This is a genomic window from Micromonospora sp. NPDC004540 (assembly GCF_040610095.1).
GTDB lineage: Bacteria > Actinomycetota > Actinomycetes > Mycobacteriales > Micromonosporaceae > Micromonospora.
In genome coordinates this window covers 70,774-88,389 of record NZ_JBEXLR010000006.1, presented here as the reverse complement: position 1 = coordinate 88,389, position 17,616 = coordinate 70,774, and the positions used below count along the sequence as shown (strand labels likewise).

17 protein-coding genes are annotated in these 17,616 nt (G+C 74.7%); 5 read left to right on the top strand and 12 right to left on the bottom strand.

The window, feature by feature from the left end:
* Positions 1-11: 11 nt before the first annotated feature.
* From ABZV78_RS03735 to ABZV78_RS03715, 5 genes are read right to left on the bottom strand one after another with little or no spacing between them, the layout of a single operon-like run.
* A complete protein-coding gene (locus ABZV78_RS03735; RefSeq protein WP_355635263.1) occupies positions 12-737 on the bottom strand; it encodes an FAD:protein FMN transferase in 726 nt (241 codons plus the stop codon).
* 50 nt (positions 738-787) lie between these two features.
* Complete coding sequence (locus ABZV78_RS03730) at positions 788-1,363, bottom strand: FMN-binding protein (protein ID WP_355635233.1); 576 nt, start codon at positions 1,361-1,363, stop codon at positions 788-790.
* Positions 1,364-1,376: 13 nt separating this feature from the next.
* Positions 1,377-2,792 (bottom strand): ferric reductase-like transmembrane domain-containing protein, encoded by a 1,416-nt coding sequence (locus ABZV78_RS03725; RefSeq protein WP_355635232.1) that lies wholly within the window; start codon positions 2,790-2,792, stop codon positions 1,377-1,379.
* Positions 2,789-4,162 (bottom strand): DUF1501 domain-containing protein, encoded by a 1,374-nt coding sequence (locus tag ABZV78_RS03720; RefSeq protein ID WP_355635262.1) that lies wholly within the window; start codon positions 4,160-4,162, stop codon positions 2,789-2,791. The genes ABZV78_RS03725 and ABZV78_RS03720 overlap by 4 nt, the downstream gene beginning before the upstream one ends.
* Positions 4,163-4,176: 14 nt before the next feature.
* Positions 4,177-6,210: a DUF1800 domain-containing protein gene (locus ABZV78_RS03715; RefSeq protein ID WP_355635231.1), complete on the bottom strand. Its 2,034-nt coding sequence runs from the start codon at positions 6,208-6,210 to the stop codon at positions 4,177-4,179.
* A 450-nt stretch (positions 6,211-6,660) separates the two neighbouring features.
* Here ABZV78_RS03715 and ABZV78_RS03710 point away from each other — a divergent pair, with 450 nt between their 5' ends.
* Entirely contained in the window at positions 6,661-6,918 is a 258-nt protein-coding gene (locus ABZV78_RS03710; RefSeq protein WP_355635230.1) for a DUF3040 domain-containing protein, read from the top strand.
* A 21-nt stretch (positions 6,919-6,939) separates the two neighbouring features.
* Here ABZV78_RS03710 and ABZV78_RS03705 read toward each other — a convergent pair whose 3' ends face one another.
* Both ABZV78_RS03705 and ABZV78_RS03700 read right to left on the bottom strand, forming a co-directional pair.
* Positions 6,940-7,893, bottom strand: a complete 954-nt coding sequence (locus ABZV78_RS03705) for an SWIM zinc finger family protein (protein ID WP_355635229.1) — start codon at positions 7,891-7,893, stop codon at positions 6,940-6,942.
* A complete protein-coding gene (locus tag ABZV78_RS03700) occupies positions 7,890-11,057 on the bottom strand; it encodes a DEAD/DEAH box helicase (RefSeq protein WP_355635228.1) in 3,168 nt (1,055 codons plus the stop codon). The genes ABZV78_RS03705 and ABZV78_RS03700 overlap by 4 nt, the downstream gene beginning before the upstream one ends.
* 63 nt (positions 11,058-11,120) lie before the next feature.
* Here ABZV78_RS03700 and ABZV78_RS03695 point away from each other — a divergent pair, with 63 nt between their 5' ends.
* On the top strand, positions 11,121-11,993 hold the full coding sequence (locus tag ABZV78_RS03695) for a carbohydrate kinase family protein (RefSeq protein ID WP_355635227.1): 873 nt from the start codon (positions 11,121-11,123) through the stop codon (positions 11,991-11,993).
* A 6-nt stretch (positions 11,994-11,999) separates the two neighbouring features.
* Here ABZV78_RS03695 and ABZV78_RS03690 read toward each other — a convergent pair whose 3' ends face one another.
* Positions 12,000-12,521: a DinB family protein gene (locus tag ABZV78_RS03690; protein ID WP_355635226.1), complete on the bottom strand. Its 522-nt coding sequence runs from the start codon at positions 12,519-12,521 to the stop codon at positions 12,000-12,002.
* Positions 12,522-12,605: 84 nt separating this feature from the next.
* Here ABZV78_RS03690 and ABZV78_RS03685 point away from each other — a divergent pair, with 84 nt between their 5' ends.
* Positions 12,606-12,809 carry a hypothetical protein gene (locus ABZV78_RS03685; RefSeq protein ID WP_355635225.1) on the top strand — a complete coding sequence of 68 codons (204 nt, stop codon included), beginning with the start codon at positions 12,606-12,608 and terminating at the stop codon, positions 12,807-12,809.
* Between the two features lie 7 nt (positions 12,810-12,816).
* On the opposite strand, the gene ABZV78_RS03680 is transcribed toward ABZV78_RS03685, so the two are convergent.
* Both ABZV78_RS03680 and ABZV78_RS03675 read right to left on the bottom strand, forming a co-directional pair.
* On the bottom strand, positions 12,817-13,965 hold the full coding sequence (locus ABZV78_RS03680; RefSeq protein WP_355635224.1) for a polysaccharide pyruvyl transferase family protein: 1,149 nt from the start codon (positions 13,963-13,965) through the stop codon (positions 12,817-12,819).
* Between the two features lie 73 nt (positions 13,966-14,038).
* Positions 14,039-14,617 (bottom strand): TetR/AcrR family transcriptional regulator, encoded by a 579-nt coding sequence (locus tag ABZV78_RS03675; protein ID WP_355635223.1) that lies wholly within the window; start codon positions 14,615-14,617, stop codon positions 14,039-14,041.
* A gap of 91 nt (positions 14,618-14,708) precedes the next feature.
* Here ABZV78_RS03675 and ABZV78_RS03670 point away from each other — a divergent pair, with 91 nt between their 5' ends.
* Positions 14,709-15,287, top strand: a complete 579-nt coding sequence (locus ABZV78_RS03670) for a dihydrofolate reductase family protein (protein ID WP_355635222.1) — start codon at positions 14,709-14,711, stop codon at positions 15,285-15,287.
* A 40-nt stretch (positions 15,288-15,327) separates the two neighbouring features.
* A complete protein-coding gene (locus ABZV78_RS03665; RefSeq protein ID WP_355635221.1) occupies positions 15,328-16,263 on the top strand; it encodes a phosphotransferase in 936 nt (311 codons plus the stop codon).
* Between the two features lie 12 nt (positions 16,264-16,275).
* Here the strand turns inward: ABZV78_RS03665 and ABZV78_RS03660 are convergent, their stop codons facing one another.
* Together ABZV78_RS03660 and ABZV78_RS03655 are read right to left on the bottom strand one after the other, a co-directional pair.
* Positions 16,276-16,464, bottom strand: coding sequence for a DUF397 domain-containing protein (locus tag ABZV78_RS03660; RefSeq protein ID WP_355635220.1), 189 nt, complete (start codon positions 16,462-16,464; stop codon positions 16,276-16,278).
* On the bottom strand, positions 16,455-17,258 hold the full coding sequence (locus tag ABZV78_RS03655; RefSeq protein ID WP_355635219.1) for a helix-turn-helix transcriptional regulator: 804 nt from the start codon (positions 17,256-17,258) through the stop codon (positions 16,455-16,457). The genes ABZV78_RS03660 and ABZV78_RS03655 overlap by 10 nt, the downstream gene beginning before the upstream one ends.
* Positions 17,259-17,616: the final 358 nt, after the last annotated feature.

Below are 17,616 nucleotides of genomic sequence, written 5' to 3'. Positions count from 1 at the left end.
GCCGGTCGGGGTCAGCCGGTCAGCGGCAGCGTGCGGGAGTGCAGGAGGCGGGCGTCATCCGTGACCACCGCGTGTCGCCAGGGTTCGGGGAGGCTGTCCAGCCAGGCGATGCCGGGCTCGCCCATGGCGACGGCGGCGGTGGCGTAGGCGTCGGCGACGCCGAGGTCGGGGCCGACCACGGTGACCGAGCGCAGGCCGACCGCCGGGGCGCCCCGGCGCGGGTCGACGACGTGGTGGCCGCGCTCGTACACCCCGGAGGTGGCGACCGCCAGGTCGGTGCCGGTCAGCACCAGGCAGGTGGCGGCCGGGTCCCAGGGGTGCCGGACACCGATCCGCCACGGCCCGCCGGTGGCCGCGTGGCCGCGTACCCGGACGTCGCCGCCGGCGTTCAGGCAGTGGTTCGGGGCGCCGGCCGCCACCAGCCGGTCCGAGGCGACCTGCGCCGCCCAGCCCTTGACGTAGCCCGACGGGTCCAGCCGCCCGGTGGCGTACGCGTCGAAGAAGCCGTCGGTCCCGTTCCACAGGTCGGCGCAGCGCTCCAGCACCGCCCGCAGGTCGGCCGACGCCTCGGTGAGCGGCAGCTCGCCCCGGTCCAGGCGGCACACCTCGCTGTCCGGCCGGTAGGTGCTGAACCGCGCGTCCACCTCGCGCAGCCAGGCGAAGGTCCGCTCGGCCAGCTCGTGCAGGGCGGCGGCGGGCAGGCCGTCGGCCAGGTCGAGGCTGATCGCCGTACCCATGATCTGCTCGACCCGGCGCAGGCCGGGCCGGCCCGCGCCGGCCATGTGGCTCACGCCTTGTCGATAGCGGCCTGGAGCGACTGCTGGTAGGCGGTGCTCGTGTACGTGGCGCCGGAGACGGTGCTCAGGTCGGCGCTCTGCTTGGCGACCACCTCGCCCGAGCTGCCGCTGTAGCGGGCCTGCACGTCGTCGCTGCGCAGCCCGGACTGCCCGTCGAGCGGCAGGCCGAGGCCGGTGGCGTCGACGACCCGGCTTCCGCTCAGCGTGATCCGCACCTGGAGCGAGCCGTACTCGTAGTCGACCACCGGTCCGGTGACCGTGCGGGTGGTGGTGCGCGGGGCGGTGGTCCGCGGCGCGGCGGTGGTGGTCCGGGGCACGGAACGGGTGTTCCGGCTGGCCGGGGTGCGGCTGGCCCGGGCGCTCGACTTCGCCGACGCGCCGGGCCGGGCGGAGGGGGTGACGCCGCCGGGGGTCGGCCCGGGGGCCGCCGAGCCGCCGGGGACGACGGGCGCCTCGGCGACCGGCCGGTCCTGGGCGGCCTGGCTCGTGCCCGGGGCGCCCTTGAGCACCACCAGCGCGGTGGTGCTGGCGGCCAGGCCGGTGATCGCGAGGAGCGCGCGACGCATGGACGGGGCCTCTCTACAGCTCGAAGGTGGCGAGGTGGATCTGCCGGCGCGGCACACCGGCGCGGCGCAGCACCCGGACCGCCTCGTCGACCAGGCCGCCCGGGCCGCACAGGTAGACGTCGCGGCGGGTCACGTCGGGCACCAGCCGGCGCAGCCCCTCCGGGCTCATGACCTGCCGGGGGCCGGGGTCGTCGCGGGAGCCGATCACGTACCAGACCGAGGTGCGCCGGGCCTGGGCCAGCCAGTCCAGCTCGTTGTGCAGCAGCACGTCGGCGGGGGTACGGGCGCGGTAGATCAGGGCCGCGCCGGGCGGCAACTCCTCCAGCATGGCCCGCAGTGGGGCGATGCCGCTGCCGCCGGCGATCAGCAGCGCCCGCTCGCGGGTCCGGTGCGCCGCCGTGAAGGTGCCGGACGGCCCCTCCGCCCAGACCCGGGTGCCCGGGTGGAGATCCCGCAGCTCGGCGGTGTGCCCGCCGACGACCTTCACGGTGAGCCGCAGCCAGCGGCCGTTGCCCGCCGCGGAGAGCGAGAACGGGTGCGACTGCCACCAGCAGCCGGGGTTGAGGAAGCGCCAGCGGAAGTACTGGCCGCCGAGCAGGTCGATCTGGTTGAGCCGGTGCCCGGTCAGGTAGATCGAGATGGTGTCCGGGCTCTCCGCGACCACGTCGGCGACGCGCAGCCGGTGCCGCAGGTTGAAGCGCAGCGGGGCGACCAGCCGGCCCCACACCAGCGCGGCCACCACCAGCAGGTACGCGGCGATCCAGCCGGTGCGCACCGGGCCGGGCTCGTAGAGCTGGGCGCCGTTGCTGAACTGGTGCCCGTAGCCGAGCAGCAGGGCGAGGTAGCTGGTCAGGTGCAGGTGGTGCCAGAGCTCGTAGGGCAGCCGCCGGCGGACGCCCCGGACCGCGGTGACGCCGACCGCCACCATGATCCCGGCGGCCACGAAGGCGGAGACCATGTCCTCGTAGTGGGTCAGCAGGGCGCCGACCTGGCCGAGGATCGAGTTCTTCTCCATCCGGGCGTAGCCCACCACGAGCAGCGCCAGGTGGGCGAGGACCGCCACCAGCAGGGTGGCGCCGACGTCCCGGTGCGCCCGGGAGATCCGCTCGCCGCCCAGCCAGCGTTCCAGCGCGCCGAGCCGGCTCATCATGAGCACCTGGACCAGCAGCAGGTAGCCGGCGACCAGGCCGGTGATCCGGCCGGCCGCGGTGAGCACGTCGGTGGTGTCGGCCAGCGAGCCGGGCGGGGTGGCCAGCCACCAGGGCAGCACCGCGGCGACCAGCCCGAGCCAGAAGGCCGTGGCCAGCGCCCGCCGCCCACCAGGCCCCCGGCGCGGCAGGCCCGGGGGTACGGGGGCAGCCGGCCGGCCGCCGTACTGGGCGGAAGGCCCGGTACGGCGGCCGGTGGCGTAAGTGTCCTGGTATGTCACGCGTACAGCTTCATTGGTACGTATTTCTGTCGGGGGAAGACCTTGTCCACCTGCGCGGTCGTCAGTCCGAACCGCCCCTGCGCGACCGACCCGTAGACGTTGAACATGTTGTTGTACTCGGGTACGTCTCCGCTGTCCAGATCGTTCAACCCGTTCCACGTGCCGAGGAGCGAGCCGGCGAGCTTGCGGCCGGACAGGATGGTCACCACGCCGCCGTGCCCGTGGTCGGTGCCACCCTGGTTCGAGGCGACCCGCCGGCCGAACTCGCTGGACACCATGACCGTCACGTCGGCGGCCCGGTCACCGAGGTCGGTGAAGAACGCCGCCATGGCGTTGGCGAGCTCGTTGAGCCGCCGCCAGAGCTGGCCGCCCTCGCGGGTGCCCTGGTTCTCGTGGGTGTCGTAGCCGCCCATGCCGACCGTCGCCACCCGGACGTTCGCGCCGCCCTTGATGAGCTGGGCGAGCTGCTGGAAGGCGTACCCGACGCCCTCGTACTTCACCCCGGCGGCGGCCGCGTACGGCTTCGCGGCGAGCTTCTGCGCGGTGGCCAGCGCGCCCATCCCCTCGATCACCGCCTCCTCCACCGGGTGGTTGATCCCGGTGAAGAGGCCGCGGATCGCCTTCTCGGTCGCGGCGCGGTACCGGTCGTCGCCGTTGAGCCGCAGCTCACCGACGTTGTTGAGGGAGATCGCGCCGTTCACGCCGACAAGCGACCGGGGCAGCGTGCTGCCGATGCCGACGCTGCGGAACGCGGTGCCCTTGCCGAGGGTGTCCACCAGGCTGTCCAGCCAGCCCCGGCCGCCCGTCTCGCCGGGCAGGCCACCCAGGTTGCAGGCGTCGGCGGCCTGGAAGTGGCTGCGGGACAGCCGCGGGTCGGAGACCGCCGGCACGAAGCCGAGCTGGCCGGCCTTGAGCCACTGCTCCAGCGGGGCGAACGCGCTGGTCAGCTTGAAGCCGCGGCCGAGGGCCAGCGAGTCGTTGCCGAGCAGCAGGTCGGGGCGCGTCCTGGTGAGCACCGGGTCGTCGGCCGGGGCGACCAGGCTCAGCCCGTCCAGCCCGCCGTAGAGGAAGACGTGGATCAGCGTGCCGGTCTTCGTCGCCGCGAACGACGCCGAGGTGGTGACGAACTGGGCGGTGGCCAGGGCGGTCGCGGTGGCCGCGGCGCCGGCGACGAAGGTACGCCGGGTGACGCCCCGGCCGTCCTGCTGGGCCTCCTCCAGTTCCTCCAGCCGGCGGTACCGGTCCGCCTCGGCGGCGTTCTCCGCCGCGACGATGTCCGCCTCGGCGCGCAGCAGCGCCTCGGCCGGGTTGTCGGCCAGCCGCCGGACGTCGGGGCATTCGGGGTGCAGGGGGTACGGGTTCACGGTCATCTCCATCGAATGCCTCACCGGAGGTGGTGCTGGGGGGACGCGAGGATCGTCCGCGCGACCGCGGCGATGGCCCCGTTGAAGGTGGCGTCGACCTTGGCGCCCGCCGGCACCCCGGCCACGCCGAGCACGAGGGCCTTCTCCTTGGCGCTCAGCTTCTGGTGCACCAGCCGCAGGGCCAGCGCGTCCACGTACGCCCCGGCGGTCGCCGGCGGCTTCGCCACCAGCTTCTCCGGCTTGACGTAGGTGAACTGCTTGCGCCAGCCGCCGATCAGGTCGCCGGCCTCGTTCCAGCCGTCGACCATCGTGCCGGCGGAGGTCCAGGCCACGTAGACGTCCGCGTAGCCGTCCGGGGTGGGCTTGCCCATCGGGAACTGGCCCAGCTCGCGCATCTTGTCCTGGACCTGCCGCAGCCCCTGGGCGAACGGGGTGCGCCGCTTGTCGCCCTCGAAACCCGGGGACGCCTCCGGCCCCACGCCCAGCGACCGGTACGTGGCGACCAGGTACTCCATGGGCCGGCGGACCTTCTGGCCCACCGCGGCCCAGAACTCCGAGGAGCTGAACAGGGTGGCCAGGACCGGCCGGATCTGCCCCTTGTTGGTGGTGTACGCCTTGGCCAGCCGGTCCACCAGGGACTTCGGCGGGGTGTCGGAGACGAACCGGGTGGCCAGGTTGCGGGCCACGTAGCCGGCCGTCGACGCGTGCAGCGCGATGTACCGGATGTAGTCGTCGATGACCTTGTCGGCGACCTTCGGGTCGGCCGAGTTGTTGGCGTGGCTGAACCCGAGGATCTTCACCTTGCCCAGGTAGTGCCGGTCGGCGTGGAAGACGTACTTCCCGTCGGCCACGCCCCGCCCGGTCTGGAGCAGGGCGGCCTGGCGGACGTCCTTCTCGGTGTAGCCGCCGTCCACGCCGACCGAGTAGAGCTCCAGGTTCTCCCGGGCCAGGTTCTCGTTGACCGCGTCCTTGCGGGACTCGGTCTGGTTCAGGTAGATCAGCAGCGCCGGGTGCTTGTTGGCGGCCACCAGCATCTCCGGGTAGCTGCCCAGCGCGTGCTTGCGGACGACGTCCCGGTCGAACGAGTTGCGGTAGATCTCGCCGCCGTCGAAGTCGGCGGCGACGTGCAGGAAGTCGTTCCAGAAGTCGACCATCACCTCGAAGAGCTGGCGGTCGGACCAGACCTGCCGGGCGATGGTGGCGTCGACGGTCTCCCGCGCCGGGTCGACACCCCGCTCGTTGAGCTGGTCCCGCTGGGCCCGCAGCTGCGTCGGGCTGAGCTTCAGCGAGGGCAGCTCGGCCAGCTTCAGCTCGGCCTTCGTCGGGGCGATCTTCTCCGGTTCGAGCTGCTGGCGCAGCCAGTCGTCGATGCCGAGCCGCTTGATGTCGGCGAGCACCCTGGGCGTCGGGCCGAAGGTCGCCCGGCTGGCCAGGTGGCGGATCGGGTCCTTGGCGAGCACCGTCCTGACGGTCACCCGGGTGGCCGCCGCGGCGGCGGCCGGGCTGGCGAAGATCCGGCCACCGGACGGGGCGTTGCGCTTGAGCGCCGCGCCGGCCCGGGAGCCCATGTAGCTCTCGTTCTGCTCGGTGTAGGTGCGCACCGTGCTGGGCTGCTGGCCGCCGGGCCGGGCGGCGGTGCCGTCGGTGACCACCGTGCCGGTGGCGTCGCCGGCGACCGGGTCGTCGGAGAACAGGCCGCGGACCTGCGGGGAGAAGGCCAGGGCGGCGCCACCGGCGACCACCGCGGCGCCGCCGAGCGCGGCGAGGGCGCGGCGCCGGCCGCGGCGCGGCTCGTCGTCCTCGTCGTCCAGGTTGGGCAGTCCCGGGCCGGGCGGCGGGGCGTACCCGCCGGACGGCTGGGGGTGGCCGCCGCCGGCGAAGCCGTCGGGCCCGACCCACTGCGGGCCGGCCGCCGGGGGCGCCGGGGTGGCGTATCCGCCGGAACCGGCGTACGGCATGGCGTTGTCGCGGTACCCGTCCGGATGGGGGTGCTGGAATCCGTCCCAGCCGCGGTCGTCCCGGGGTCGACGCGGTGGCACGTTCAGGTCGGCCATGTAGCTTCCCGTTTTCTTCGAGCGCCGGCACGCCTGCCGCCCAGGGGGTGGGCGGAGGGGCGGCGACGGTTGCCGGAGGAGTTGCTACGGGAAAGTAGCCACGCGCTTCGGGCCGCTCAAGGCGTGCCGACGCCGCCCGTGAGGGCACTTAAGACGGTGCTCAGGCGGCCGTACGGCGGCCCGTGGGGCCGGCCCGGATCGGCGGCGTCCGGAGCAGGGGCAACCCGGGCGGTGACCACCCGGACGTAACGTTTTTGCCCGTCGCGGCGCTGTTGGCGACGTTCACCCGCTCAGCGAAACTTAAGGCACGGATAAGCCCGTGCTGAGGTCTCCGACCGGTGCGTCCAGACCCGTCCCGCTCGCCGAAACCAGCGGCAGGAGCGGCGCGTGACCCGCCCCCGTTGCGGGTATGCCGCCGAACCGCTGAAGCCGTGAGGGGAAGGCACCGCCATGCTCAGCAAAGAGGATCAGCGCAGGTTCGAACAGATCACCCGCCAGCTGCGGGAGAGTGACCCGCAGTTCTTCGCCCGGCTCGACCACCGGGCCCGGGGCCGTCGAGGCCGGTACCTGATGCTGTTGACGATCGTGCTGTGGGCCTCGCTGCCGGCGATGACCGTCTTGGCCGGGCGACTGGCCGGCGCGATCTGCGCCGTGGTGCTGATCGCCAACGCCGGCCTCATGTGGCGGTTCCGCCGGCGCTGGCTATGACCTCGGCACCGGCAGGGATGGTCAGCGCGGCTCGTCCGATCCCGCCGCTTCGCGGCCGAACTCCCGGTACGCCCGGCGGAGCCGCTCCACGAGGCCCGGGCCGCCGATCGCTGCCCCCGGCGGGCCGAGCTGACGCAGCAGCAGTTCCGGTCCGGTGGCCAGGGTGGGCGGCCGGTCCGGCAGCGCCACCGGGGACAGCCAGAACCGGTCGACCTCGTCGTCCGGCGGGACCGCCGGCAGGCCGCCCAGCACCCGTCCGGCGCCGGCCACCGGCCGCGCCCCCGGCCCGGGCCCGGCGTCCGCGCCTGCCGGCACGGCCGACCCGTCCGGGGCCGCCGCCGGGCCGTCCGGGGCGCCGCCGGGGGTGGCGGCGCCGCGCAGCGTACGCAGCCGGTCGAGCAGCTCGCCCCGGGCGCGGCCGCGCCAGTGCAGGAGCTGGAACGGGTCGGCGTCGAACGCCTCGGCGAGCAGGTAGAAGGTGGCCGCGAGGTGCTTGCACGGCACCGCGAAGTCGGGGCAGCCGCAGTGCTGGTCCAACTCGCCGACGGCCGCCGGGAAGAGCGGCGCGCCCGCCGCGGCGAACAGCTCCTCCAGCTCGGCCGGCAGGTCACCGGCGAGCAGCCGGGCGCTGAAGAACGCCTGCCCCGCCAGCTCCGCCTCGACCCGCTCCCACACCTCGTCCGGGTAGGCGGCCAGCCCGATCCGCACGGGGTAGGGATCCGGCCGGGACCCCTGCACGGTGGCGGTGACCAGCCCGGGGGCGACGTCGAGCCGGAGCACCTGGCCCCGGCGCGCGTAGGCGCGGCCCCGGGTGAGCCGGGTGCCGAGCGCGAAGGACTCCAGCACCTCCAGGAAGCGCCGCGACCACCAGGAGCGGCCGATCGCGCCCCGGGTGCTGCGCGCCTTCAGTCCGCCCTCGACCCGCCGGGGCGGCCCGAACTCGGCGAAGCGGGATCCTCCGTCCGGTGTGGTCACTCCACCACCGCCCCGGACTCCAGGGCGAACAGCTCGCGCAGGGTGTCGGTGGAGAGTTCGGTGACCCACTGCTCGCCGCTGCCCACCACCCGCTGGGCCAGGCTCCGCTTGTCGGCGATCATCGCGGCCACCTTCTCCTCGACCGTGCCGGCGCAGACGAACTTGCGGACCTGCACCCGGCGGCGCTGGCCGATGCGGAACGCCCGGTCGGTGGCCTGGTCCTCGACGGCCGGGTTCCACCAGCGGTCCACGTGCACCACGTGGTTCGCCGCGGTCAGGGTGAGCCCGGTGCCGCCGGCCTTGAGCGAGAGCACGAAGAGCGGCGGGCCCGCCGGAGACTGGAAGCGGGTCACCATGGCGTCCCGTTCGGCCTTGCCCACCCCGCCGTGCAGGAGCAGCACCTCCCGGCCGGTACGCGCCGACAGGTGGCCGCGCAGCATCCCGCCGAACTCGGCGTACTGGGTGAAGAGCAGGGCCTTCTCCCCCGCCGCGAGCACCTCGTCGACGATCTCCTCCAGCCGTTCCAGCTTGCCGGAGCGGCCCGGCAGGGTGGAGCCGTCGTGCAGCAGCTGGGCCGGGTGGTTGCAGACCTGCTTGAGCCGGGTCATGGTGGCCAGCACCAGCCCGCGGCGCTCGATTCCGTCGCTGGACTCGATCTTCGCCATCATGTCGTCGACCACCGCCCGGTAGAGCGCCGCCTGCTCCGCGGTGAGGTTGCAGAGCACCTCCATCTCCAGCTTCTCCGGAAGGTCGGTGATGATCGACGGGTCGGTCTTGAGCCGGCGCAGCACGAACGGGCCGGTGATCCGGCGCAGCCGCTCGGCCACCTCGGCGTCGCCGTGCCGCTCGATCGGCTCGGCGAACCTCTTCTTGAAGGTGGCGGCCGGTCCGAGCAGGCCCGGGTTGGCGAACTGCATGATGGACCAGAGGTCGGCGAGCCGGTTCTCCACCGGCGTGCCGGTGACCGCGATCCGGTGCCGCGCGGGCAGCGACCGCACCGCCTCGGCCTGCCGCGTGGAGGCGTTCTTGATCGCCTGCGCCTCGTCCACCACCACCCGGTGCCAGTCGATCCCGGCCAGCTCGTACGCGTCCCGCGCGGCCACCGAGTAGGTGGTCAGCACCAGGTCCGCGGCGTGCACGGCGGCGGCGAACGCCTCCCCGCGGGCGCGTTCGGCGCCGTGGTGCACGTGGATGCGCAGCTCCGGGGCGAACTTCGCCGCCTCCCGCTGCCAGTTGCCGACCAGCGACATCGGACAGACCAGCAGCGTCGGCCCGGCCGCCGGCGGGTCCCCGGCGAGCAGCGCGAGCAGCTGCACGGTCTTACCCAGCCCCATGTCGTCGGCGAGGATCCCGCCCAACCCGAGCGACTGGAGGAAGGCCAGCCAGGCCAGTCCGCGCCGCTGGTACGGCCGCAGCGTCCCGGCGAACCCGGCCGGTGGGTCGGCCGGGGTGAGCCGCCGCTCCGCCTCCCCGGCCAGCAGCTCGCCCAGCGCGCCGTCGGCGGCCACCTCCAGCACCGGCAGCTCGCCGGGCCGGTCGGCGCCGGCCAGCCCCATCCGCAGCAGGTCGGCCACCGTCAGCTCGCCGGAGGAACGGAGCAGCCGCAGCCCGGCTTCGAGCCGCTGCGGGTCCAGCTCGACCCAGCGGCCGCGCAGCCGGACCAGCGGCGACTTCAGCTCGGCCAGCGAGGCCAGTTCCTCGGCGGACAGCGGCTGGTCGCCGAGGGCGACCTCCCAGCGGTAGTCGACCAGGGCGTCCAGCCCGAGCCCACCGGCGGCGACCGCCACCGTGCCGGGCGCGGTCCGGCTGCGCGCCCGCAACCGCGCGCCGAGACGGGACGAGGAGCGCCGCCACCACGAGGGCAGCAGCACCCCGAAGCCCGCCGCGTGCAGCACCGGCGCGCCCTCCCGGAGGAACCGGTGCGCGCCGTCGGCATCCAGCTCCATCCCCTCCGGCGCGGCGGTGCGCAGCGCGGCGTCCAGCTCGGGCCAGAGCCGGCTGGCCCGGCCCAGCTCGGCCAGCAGGGTCTCCTGCGGGTCGACGCCCCGCGCGGCGAGCGCGGGCGCGGGCCGCTGCCAGATGTGCGCCGCGTCGACCACCAGCCCCGGCTCGTCGGTCGGGTGCAGGCCGAACTCGACCCGCCAGGCGCCGCCCTCGACCAGCTCGGCCACCGGGTCGGCGGCCGGCTCGACCAGGCGGAACGCGGCGCGCACCGGGCCGCCGGCGGCGTCGCGCTGCCAGGCGTCCAGCTCGGCGCGGAGGAGGTCCAGGGCGGCCGGCTCGGCGGCGAAGACCCGCTCCGGGCCGGTGAGCGCGGCCAGCCAGGCCGGCACCGGCCCGCCCGGGCGCATGCCCCGGGGCAGCCGGGTGTCGGCGAGAGCGGCCCGGGCGGCGGCGTCGACCAGCGCGTCCAGCGCCTCGGCCACCAGCTCCCCGGGCCCCGCACCCCCGTCCGACGCCGTGGGCGCATCCGTTGCCCCTCGGGCGACAACAGACGCACCCGGAGCGGAGGCACCGAGGTGCCACCCGCGGGCGGCGCGGGCGGCCGGCGGCAGGGCGAGGGCCAACGAGCGGGCCCAGGCCGCATCCGTGCCGGTGAGCAGCGGGCGCCAGAGGGCGGACGCGGTCACCACGTCCGAGTCGTCCACCGCGCGCAGGCCCCGTGGCCCACCATCGGCGCGGATTGCGTCGGCGCCGGGGGCGCGATCGGACACCCCGGGCAGCACCCGGCCGCGGGTGACCAGGTCGGCGGCGAAGTCGGCCAGCTCGGCCAGGTGGCGCAGGCTCGCCCCGGCCACCGCCTCCCCCGGTTCGAGCGCCCGGAGCAGGGCGAACGCGGCGTCCGGGGCGTACGCCAGGGCGGAGACCCGCCAGCCGGCGCGGGTGACCGGGCCGCGGACCGGGTCCCCGACGGCGGTCCGGACCAGCTCGGGTGAGTCCAGCGGCGAGCCGGCCCGCGTGGGCAGGTCGAGCAGCACGGAGACCGGGGCGCCCGGCGGGTCGCCGAGCGCGGCGGCGAGGATGGCGTGGTCGGCGGCGAACGGGTGCGGCCGCTCGCGCGGGGCGCGGCCCGGCCGGCGGGGAGCCCGGGCCGGCAGCCGGCTGTCCTCGGCCCAGACGGCGAGCCCGCGGCCGGACAGCCACAAGCCGTGGATGACCAGCACGCACTCCCCCTCGACGACGCCCGGGGCCAGGATAGGCGGCCGGCGCGGGCTACTGTCGGCGCCATGGTCGATCTGCTCGTGATCGGCGGGTTGGGCGTGGACATCCGCGCCCAGGTGCCCGCCCTGCCGCTGCCGGCCGCCGACTCGCTGGCGGTGCCCCCGATCGAGTTGCGGATCGGCAACACCGGGGCCGGGGTGGCGCTGGCCGCGCACGCCCTCGGCCTGCGGGTGGCGCTGGTCGACGTGCTCGGCGCCGACCCGGCCGGCGACGTGGTCCGGGCGGCGCTGGCCCGCACCTCGGTACGCGCCGTGCTGGCCGACGCGCCGGCCGGCACCCGTCGCTCGGTCAACATGGTCGACCCGGCCGGCCGACGGATGTCGCTCTACGACCCGCGTCCCTGGTCCGGCCCGGCGCCGTTCGCGGCGGCGGAGCTGGCCGGGCTGGTGCGCGAGGCGGCGCACGTGCACGTGTCGATCATGGACTGGGCCCGGGACGCGCTGCCGGACCTGCGGGCCGCGCTCGGCCCCGGGGTGTCCCTCTCCACCGACCTGCACGACTGGGACGGCGAGAACGACTACCACCGGCCCTTCGCCGACGCGGCCGACCTGGTCTTCGTCAGCGACGTCCAGCTGGGCGACCGGGCCGGGAAGGTGGCGGTCGGGCTGGCGCCGCGGACGGTGCTGGTGACCGGCGGGGCGGCGGGCGCGACCCTGCACGGCCCGGACACGCCGCCCGTCCACGTGCCCGCGACCACGCCGCCCGCAGCCGTGGTGGACACGAACGGCGCGGGCGACGCGTTCGCCGCCGGCCTGATCGCCGCCCGGCTGCGCGGCGCCACCCCGCTCGACGCGGCCCGCTACGCCGCCCGGGTGGCCGCGGCCGCCTGCACCCACGACGGCATGGAGTATCCGACCGGCCTGCTGCCCCGGGACTGAGCCCGGTCAGATCGCCCCGGTCTCGCCGTCGGTCAGCTCGCGCAGGATGTCGGCGTGCCCGGCGTGCCGGGCGGTCTCCTCGATGAGGTGCACCAGCACCCAGCGCAGCGACACCTCGCCGAGCTGCGGGTGCGGCACCACGTGGTCGAGGTCGAACCCGGCGGCCACGGCCCGGGACCGGGCGCAGGCGGCCCGGTAGGCCGCGGCCAGCCCGTCGACGGTCTCGCCCGGGTCGAGGGCGAAGCTCGCCTCGGCGTCGGCCTCGCTGGTGAGGTAGACGTCGCCCGGCCCGGGGGCGAACAGGCAGGGCAGCCAGTTCCGTTCCACCAGGGCCAGGTGTTTGAGCAGCCCGGCGAGTGTGGTGCGGGAGGGCACCAGGCGGCGGGCGGCGTCGGCGTCGGAGAGGCCGCGCGCCTTGCGCAGCACGGTGGCGCGGTGGAAGTCGAGGAACGATTCGAGGATGGCCCGCTCGTCGCCCGTGCGGGCGAGGACCGGAGCGAGGGTGGGGTCGATCGTCTGGTCCGCCATCCCCGGACCCTAGTCGCCGGGACCGCCGGCCCGCTGCCCCGGCATCCCGCTGCGCAGCGGCGATCCCCGGGGCAGGATGGGCGCATGGCATCCACGGCGCAGATCCCCCTGGTGGGCGGCACGGCCGACGGCGAGACCGTCACCGTCGAGCTGGACAGCAACGGCCGCCCGCCGCTGACCCACCACCACATCGGGCCGCAGGGGCTGGCGCACGCGCACATCTACGAGCTGGAGTCGGACGACCAGCGGGGCGGTTGGGTCTACACCTGGCGGGGGCCGGCGGCCTGACGGCCGCTCAGGCCGCGAGCCGGCTCAGCGTCCGCGACCGGATGCTCTCCAGCACGCCACGGGTGACGTGGGAGGTGCCGTGGGCCTGCTCGCACACGGCGGCCACCCGCCGGGCGGTCTCGTCGGCCCGCGCGTCGCGCTCGTCCCACAACCGGTCCACCTCGGCCAGCAGCGGGCCCTCCACCTCACGCTCCACGCCGCGCAGCGCCGGCACCCCGAGCCGCTGGGCCAGGTCGAAGACCTTTCCGGCGTACGGCAGGGGCAGGAACGGGGTGCCCATCATGGCCGCGAAGATCAGGAAGTGCAGGCGCATGCCGACCGCGAGGTCGAAGTGCTCCATCAGGCCGAGCACCTGCCGGGGCGAGTAGTCGTTGTGCAGGATCCGGCCCCGCTCGGCGGCGACCATGTGCGACAACACCCCGTGCGAGTGCCGGATGTCGTCGCGTTCCATCGGCACGAAGAGCACGTACGCGTCGACGCGGTGCACCAGGAAGTCGCTGATCTGGGCGAGCAGCCGGTGGTAGCCGTCGACGTCGAGGCGTTCCGCCGCCCGGCCCGGTTCGCGGACGCTGAGCCCGACCAGCCGCTTGCCGGCCGGCACGCCCTCCTCGCGCAGCCAGGCCTCCGGGAACTCCTCGGGCGTGAGCAGGAACGCCGGGTCGGCGGTGACGGTGATGGGGTTCAGCAGACCCGCCTCCTCCAGCACCATCCGGGACTCCTGGTCGCGCACGGTCACCTCGGTGGCCTGTCCCAGGGTCTCCCGCACCATCCCGGTGTCCACCGCGTCGTTGAGCGGGCCGACCCCGACGGCGTAGGTGAGCAGCGGCAGGCCGCGCTCCTGGGCGACCCGGACCACCCGCAGGTAGCGCCGGGCCTCCTTGTCGTAGAGGATCCCGCCGCCGCCCAGGACGAGCAGGTCGAGCTGGGCCAGGATCGCCGAGGAGTCGACCCGGCTGACGCCCTCCCAGGGCACCGCCTCCACGTCGGGGTGGGCCAGCGCGGTGTGCGCCGGGTTCCGGGAGAAGACGATGATCCGGGCGTTCGGCTCCTGTTCCCGCAGGTCGGCCAGGAGGCCGGTGAGGATCGCCTCGTCGCCGAGGTTGCGACCGCCGTACGAGCCGAGCACACCGATGGTCAGTCCGGCGCCATCCGTCATCGTCGCTCCTCCCCAGGTGCGTCCCGGCTGGCGTTCCCGCTGGTCGGCGGGACATACCTGGGCGGCGTGCCGGTCAGTCGGTGGCCCCGCCGACCAGACGGGAGACCAGGGCGGAGACCACCTGATCGACGTCGAACCCGGCGTCGATCGAGGTGGTGAGCAGGTCGAGCAGGAGCCCGTCGACCGCGTAGTGCAGCAGGGCGATCTCGAAGGCGCCGCCGGGCAGCCCGGCGGCGACGTGGAAGGCGACGTCGTCGGCGTACCCCCGGCGCAGCACGTCGCCGAGCGCGGCCCGCAGTTCGGGGCGGCGGCTGGCCTCCAGCCGCAGCTCGAACAGGGCGCGGGTGAGGTCGGGCTCGCGGGTGGTGCGCTCGACGATGTAGCGCAGGTAGTCGGCGACCAGCGCGAGCGAGGGCTCGCGCCGGCCGAGGTCGGCCACCACCCCCGGGTCGGGCGCCATCCGGTCGAAGATCCGTTCGGCCAGCCCGGCGAGCAACGCCGCCCGGGACGGGAAGTAGTTGGAGGCGGTGCCGGTGGGCACCCCCGCCTCGCCGTCCACGGCGCGGTGGGTCAGCCCCCGCGCGCCGGCGGCGGCGAGCACCCGCAACCCGGCGTCGGCGAGCAGGGTGCGGCGTTCCGGATTTCTGGCCATGCCGGCACCCTAGCAATAACCACGACAGATGTTGTACATTCTCTCTCGACCACGACAGCCGTCGTGGTTGATCCCGGACATCGGAGTCGGTTTGCGCAAGCTCGTGTACTACGTCGCCAGCACCCTCGACGGCTTCATCGCCGCACCCGACGGGTCCTACGACTTCCTCCCGCTGGAGCCGGACGTGGCGGCCCACCTGACCGCCGAGTGGCCCCAGACCTTCCCCACGTTCGCCCACGCCCAGTTCGGCATCGCCTCGCCGCCGGCCGGCCGCTTCGACGCCCTGCTCATGGGCCGGGCCACCTACGACCCGGCGCTGAAGCTCGGCGTGACCAGCCCCTACGCGCACCTCAAGCAGTACGTCTTCAGCCGCTCGCTGCCCCCGTCCGACGACCCGCAGGTGGAGATCGTCGCCGGCGACCCGGTGGCCTTCGTCCGCGAGCTGAAGGAGCGGCCCGGCGGCGACATCTGGCTCTGCGGCGGCGGGCAGCTCGCCGGCCAGCTCCTCGACGAGGTCGACGAACTGGTGGTCAAGCTCAACCCGGTCGTGGTCGGCACCGGCATCCCGCTGGCCGACCGGGGCTTCGCGCCGACCCGGTTCACGCTGGCCGAGACCCGGCCGTTCGACACCGGCGTGGTGGTGCTCCGCTACACCGCCGGCGCGCGGTAATCGCTTGCCGCGGCCGGGCGGCGTCGCCCACGGTGGTGCGGTGACCAGCCTGACGAAGAGCCGGATCCGCTGGACCGACCTGCCCGGACACATCCGGGCGGCGGTCGAGGAGATCCTCGGCGACCGGGTGGTGGCGGCGGAGTCGCAGGACGGCGGCTTCTCCCCCGGCACCGCCGACCGGGTCCGCACGGCCGGTGGCGGGCGGGCCTTCGTCAAGGCGGTCAGCCCGGCCCAGAACGACCGCAGCCCCACGCTGCACCGGGCGGAGGCGCGCATCGCCGCCGCGCTGCCGCCGGCCGCGCCGGCGCCCCGGCTGCTCGGCAGCCACGACGACGGCGACTGGATCGCGCTGGTCTTCACCGACGTCGAGGGCCGGCACCCGGTCACCCCGTGGGACACCGGCGAGCTGGCCGCCGTGCTGTCCACCCTGGAGGCGTTGGCCGGGGTGCTCACCCCGGCCCCCGCCGCGGTGGTCACCACGGCGACCGAGCAGCTCGGGCAGGACTTCGGCGGCTGGCGGCGGATCGCCGCCGACCCGCCGGCCGACCTGGACCCGTGGGCGCGGGGTCGGCTGCCCGAACTGTGCGCGGCCACCGACCGGGGGCTGGCCGCGCTGGCCGGCGAGACCCTCTGCCACCTTGATGTCCGGGCCGACAACCTGCTGATCGGCCCGGACGGCGGGGTCACCGTGGTCGACTGGCCGTGGGCCTGTCGCGGGCCGGCCTGGCTGGACAGCCTGCTGGTCCTGGTCAACGTGCAGGTGCACGGCGGCCACGACCCGGAGGCGCTGCTGGCCGCCCGGCCGCTCACCGCCGAGGTGGACCACGCCGACGTGACCGGGGTGCTGGCCGGGTTCACCGGGTTCTTTTTGGACGGCGCCCGGCAGCCACCCCCGCCCGGCATTCCGACCGTCCGGGCGTTCCAGCGGTTGCAGGGCGACGCGTTGCTGCCCTGGCTCGCCCGGCGAATGGACTGAGAACCGGCGGGATCAGGCCCGCTTCGCGAAGGCGACGAAGGCGCGCCAGGCGTCGGGGGCAAAGGTGAGGGCAGGGCCGGTCGGGTCCTTGCTGTCCCGGACAGCCACGAAGCCGGGCAGGTTGCCGGCCACCTCGACACAGGCACCGCCGTTCGACCCCGATCGGGTCGACTTGCGCCACCGGGCACCGGTCAGATCCATGATCGTGCCGCCTCCTTGATCAGGTCGAGGGACTGTCGACGGGACAGGGCCTCTCCACGGACGGCCTCCCAATGCCGTTGCAGAACGGCGATGTCCTCGGCCTCGTGCATCACCTGCGCGCGGACCTGCTGGTCGATATATGCGACCACCGAGCCGTCGCTCAGGCTGGCCAGAATGAACCCGCCTTGCAGTGCAGGGTAGAGGCCGGCTTCCTCGGGCACCACCAGGATCTGCACGTGTGGCAACGCGGCAATCTTGACCAGATGGGCGAGCTGCTCGCCCATCAACGCCGCATGACCCTGCAAGGGGCGACGCAGCGCCATCACGTCGAGCACCGCGACGAGCTGGCACGGGTCCTCCTCCCGGGTGAGGATGGACTGCCGCCCGAGCCGGGAAGCCACCCGCTGCTCGATCCTTTCGGCACTGAGCAGACTTTCCGCCAGCGTCATGCGCGCATACGCCTCGGTCTGGAGGATGCCCGGAACGTAGGCCGGCTCGTACCAGCGCAACAGGGAGGCGGCGCGTTCGTCGTCGATCCACGCGCGCATCCAGGGCGGGGCTCCCTGAACGAGCGAGGCGTGGCGGAGTAGTCGGCCGAACATGCCGGCCGTGTCCAGAGCCTGGTCCATCGCGGCGAGGTAGTCGGCCTTCGGCGGTCGCTGGCCCGTCTCCACCCCGGAGACATGCGAGGCGGAGTAGTTGATGCGGCGGGCGAGGTCTTCCTGGCTGAGGCCGGCTCGGAGGCGGGCCTGTCGTAGCTCACCGGCGATGAAGTCCCACCACGACCCGCCCATGCTCTCCCCTGCCTCTGCCCAGTTCCGCACGCCGCTTCCCACGGTCTCCCGCGCCCGGCTCCGGCCCTGCTCAGCAACCATCCAGACCGACCGGAAGCCTTCCGAGCGTAGTGCTGTCCTCAACAGACTGTCACCGGTGGGCCGCTTCCCGTCCGGCCCGCCGCGGGGCCGTCCCCGATTCCCCCGATGCCGGGGGCGGCCCCGACCTCAGCCCCCGTGACAAGGAAGGTCGTGATGAGCGGCGCCATGCTTCCCGTACCTCGGCTCGGGCCGCACCCGGATCGGCCGCGCCCTACCCGCCGGACCGGCCGCCGCACCTGCCGATCCGGCCGCTCTGGCTCTGCCGGGCCTGCGGGCG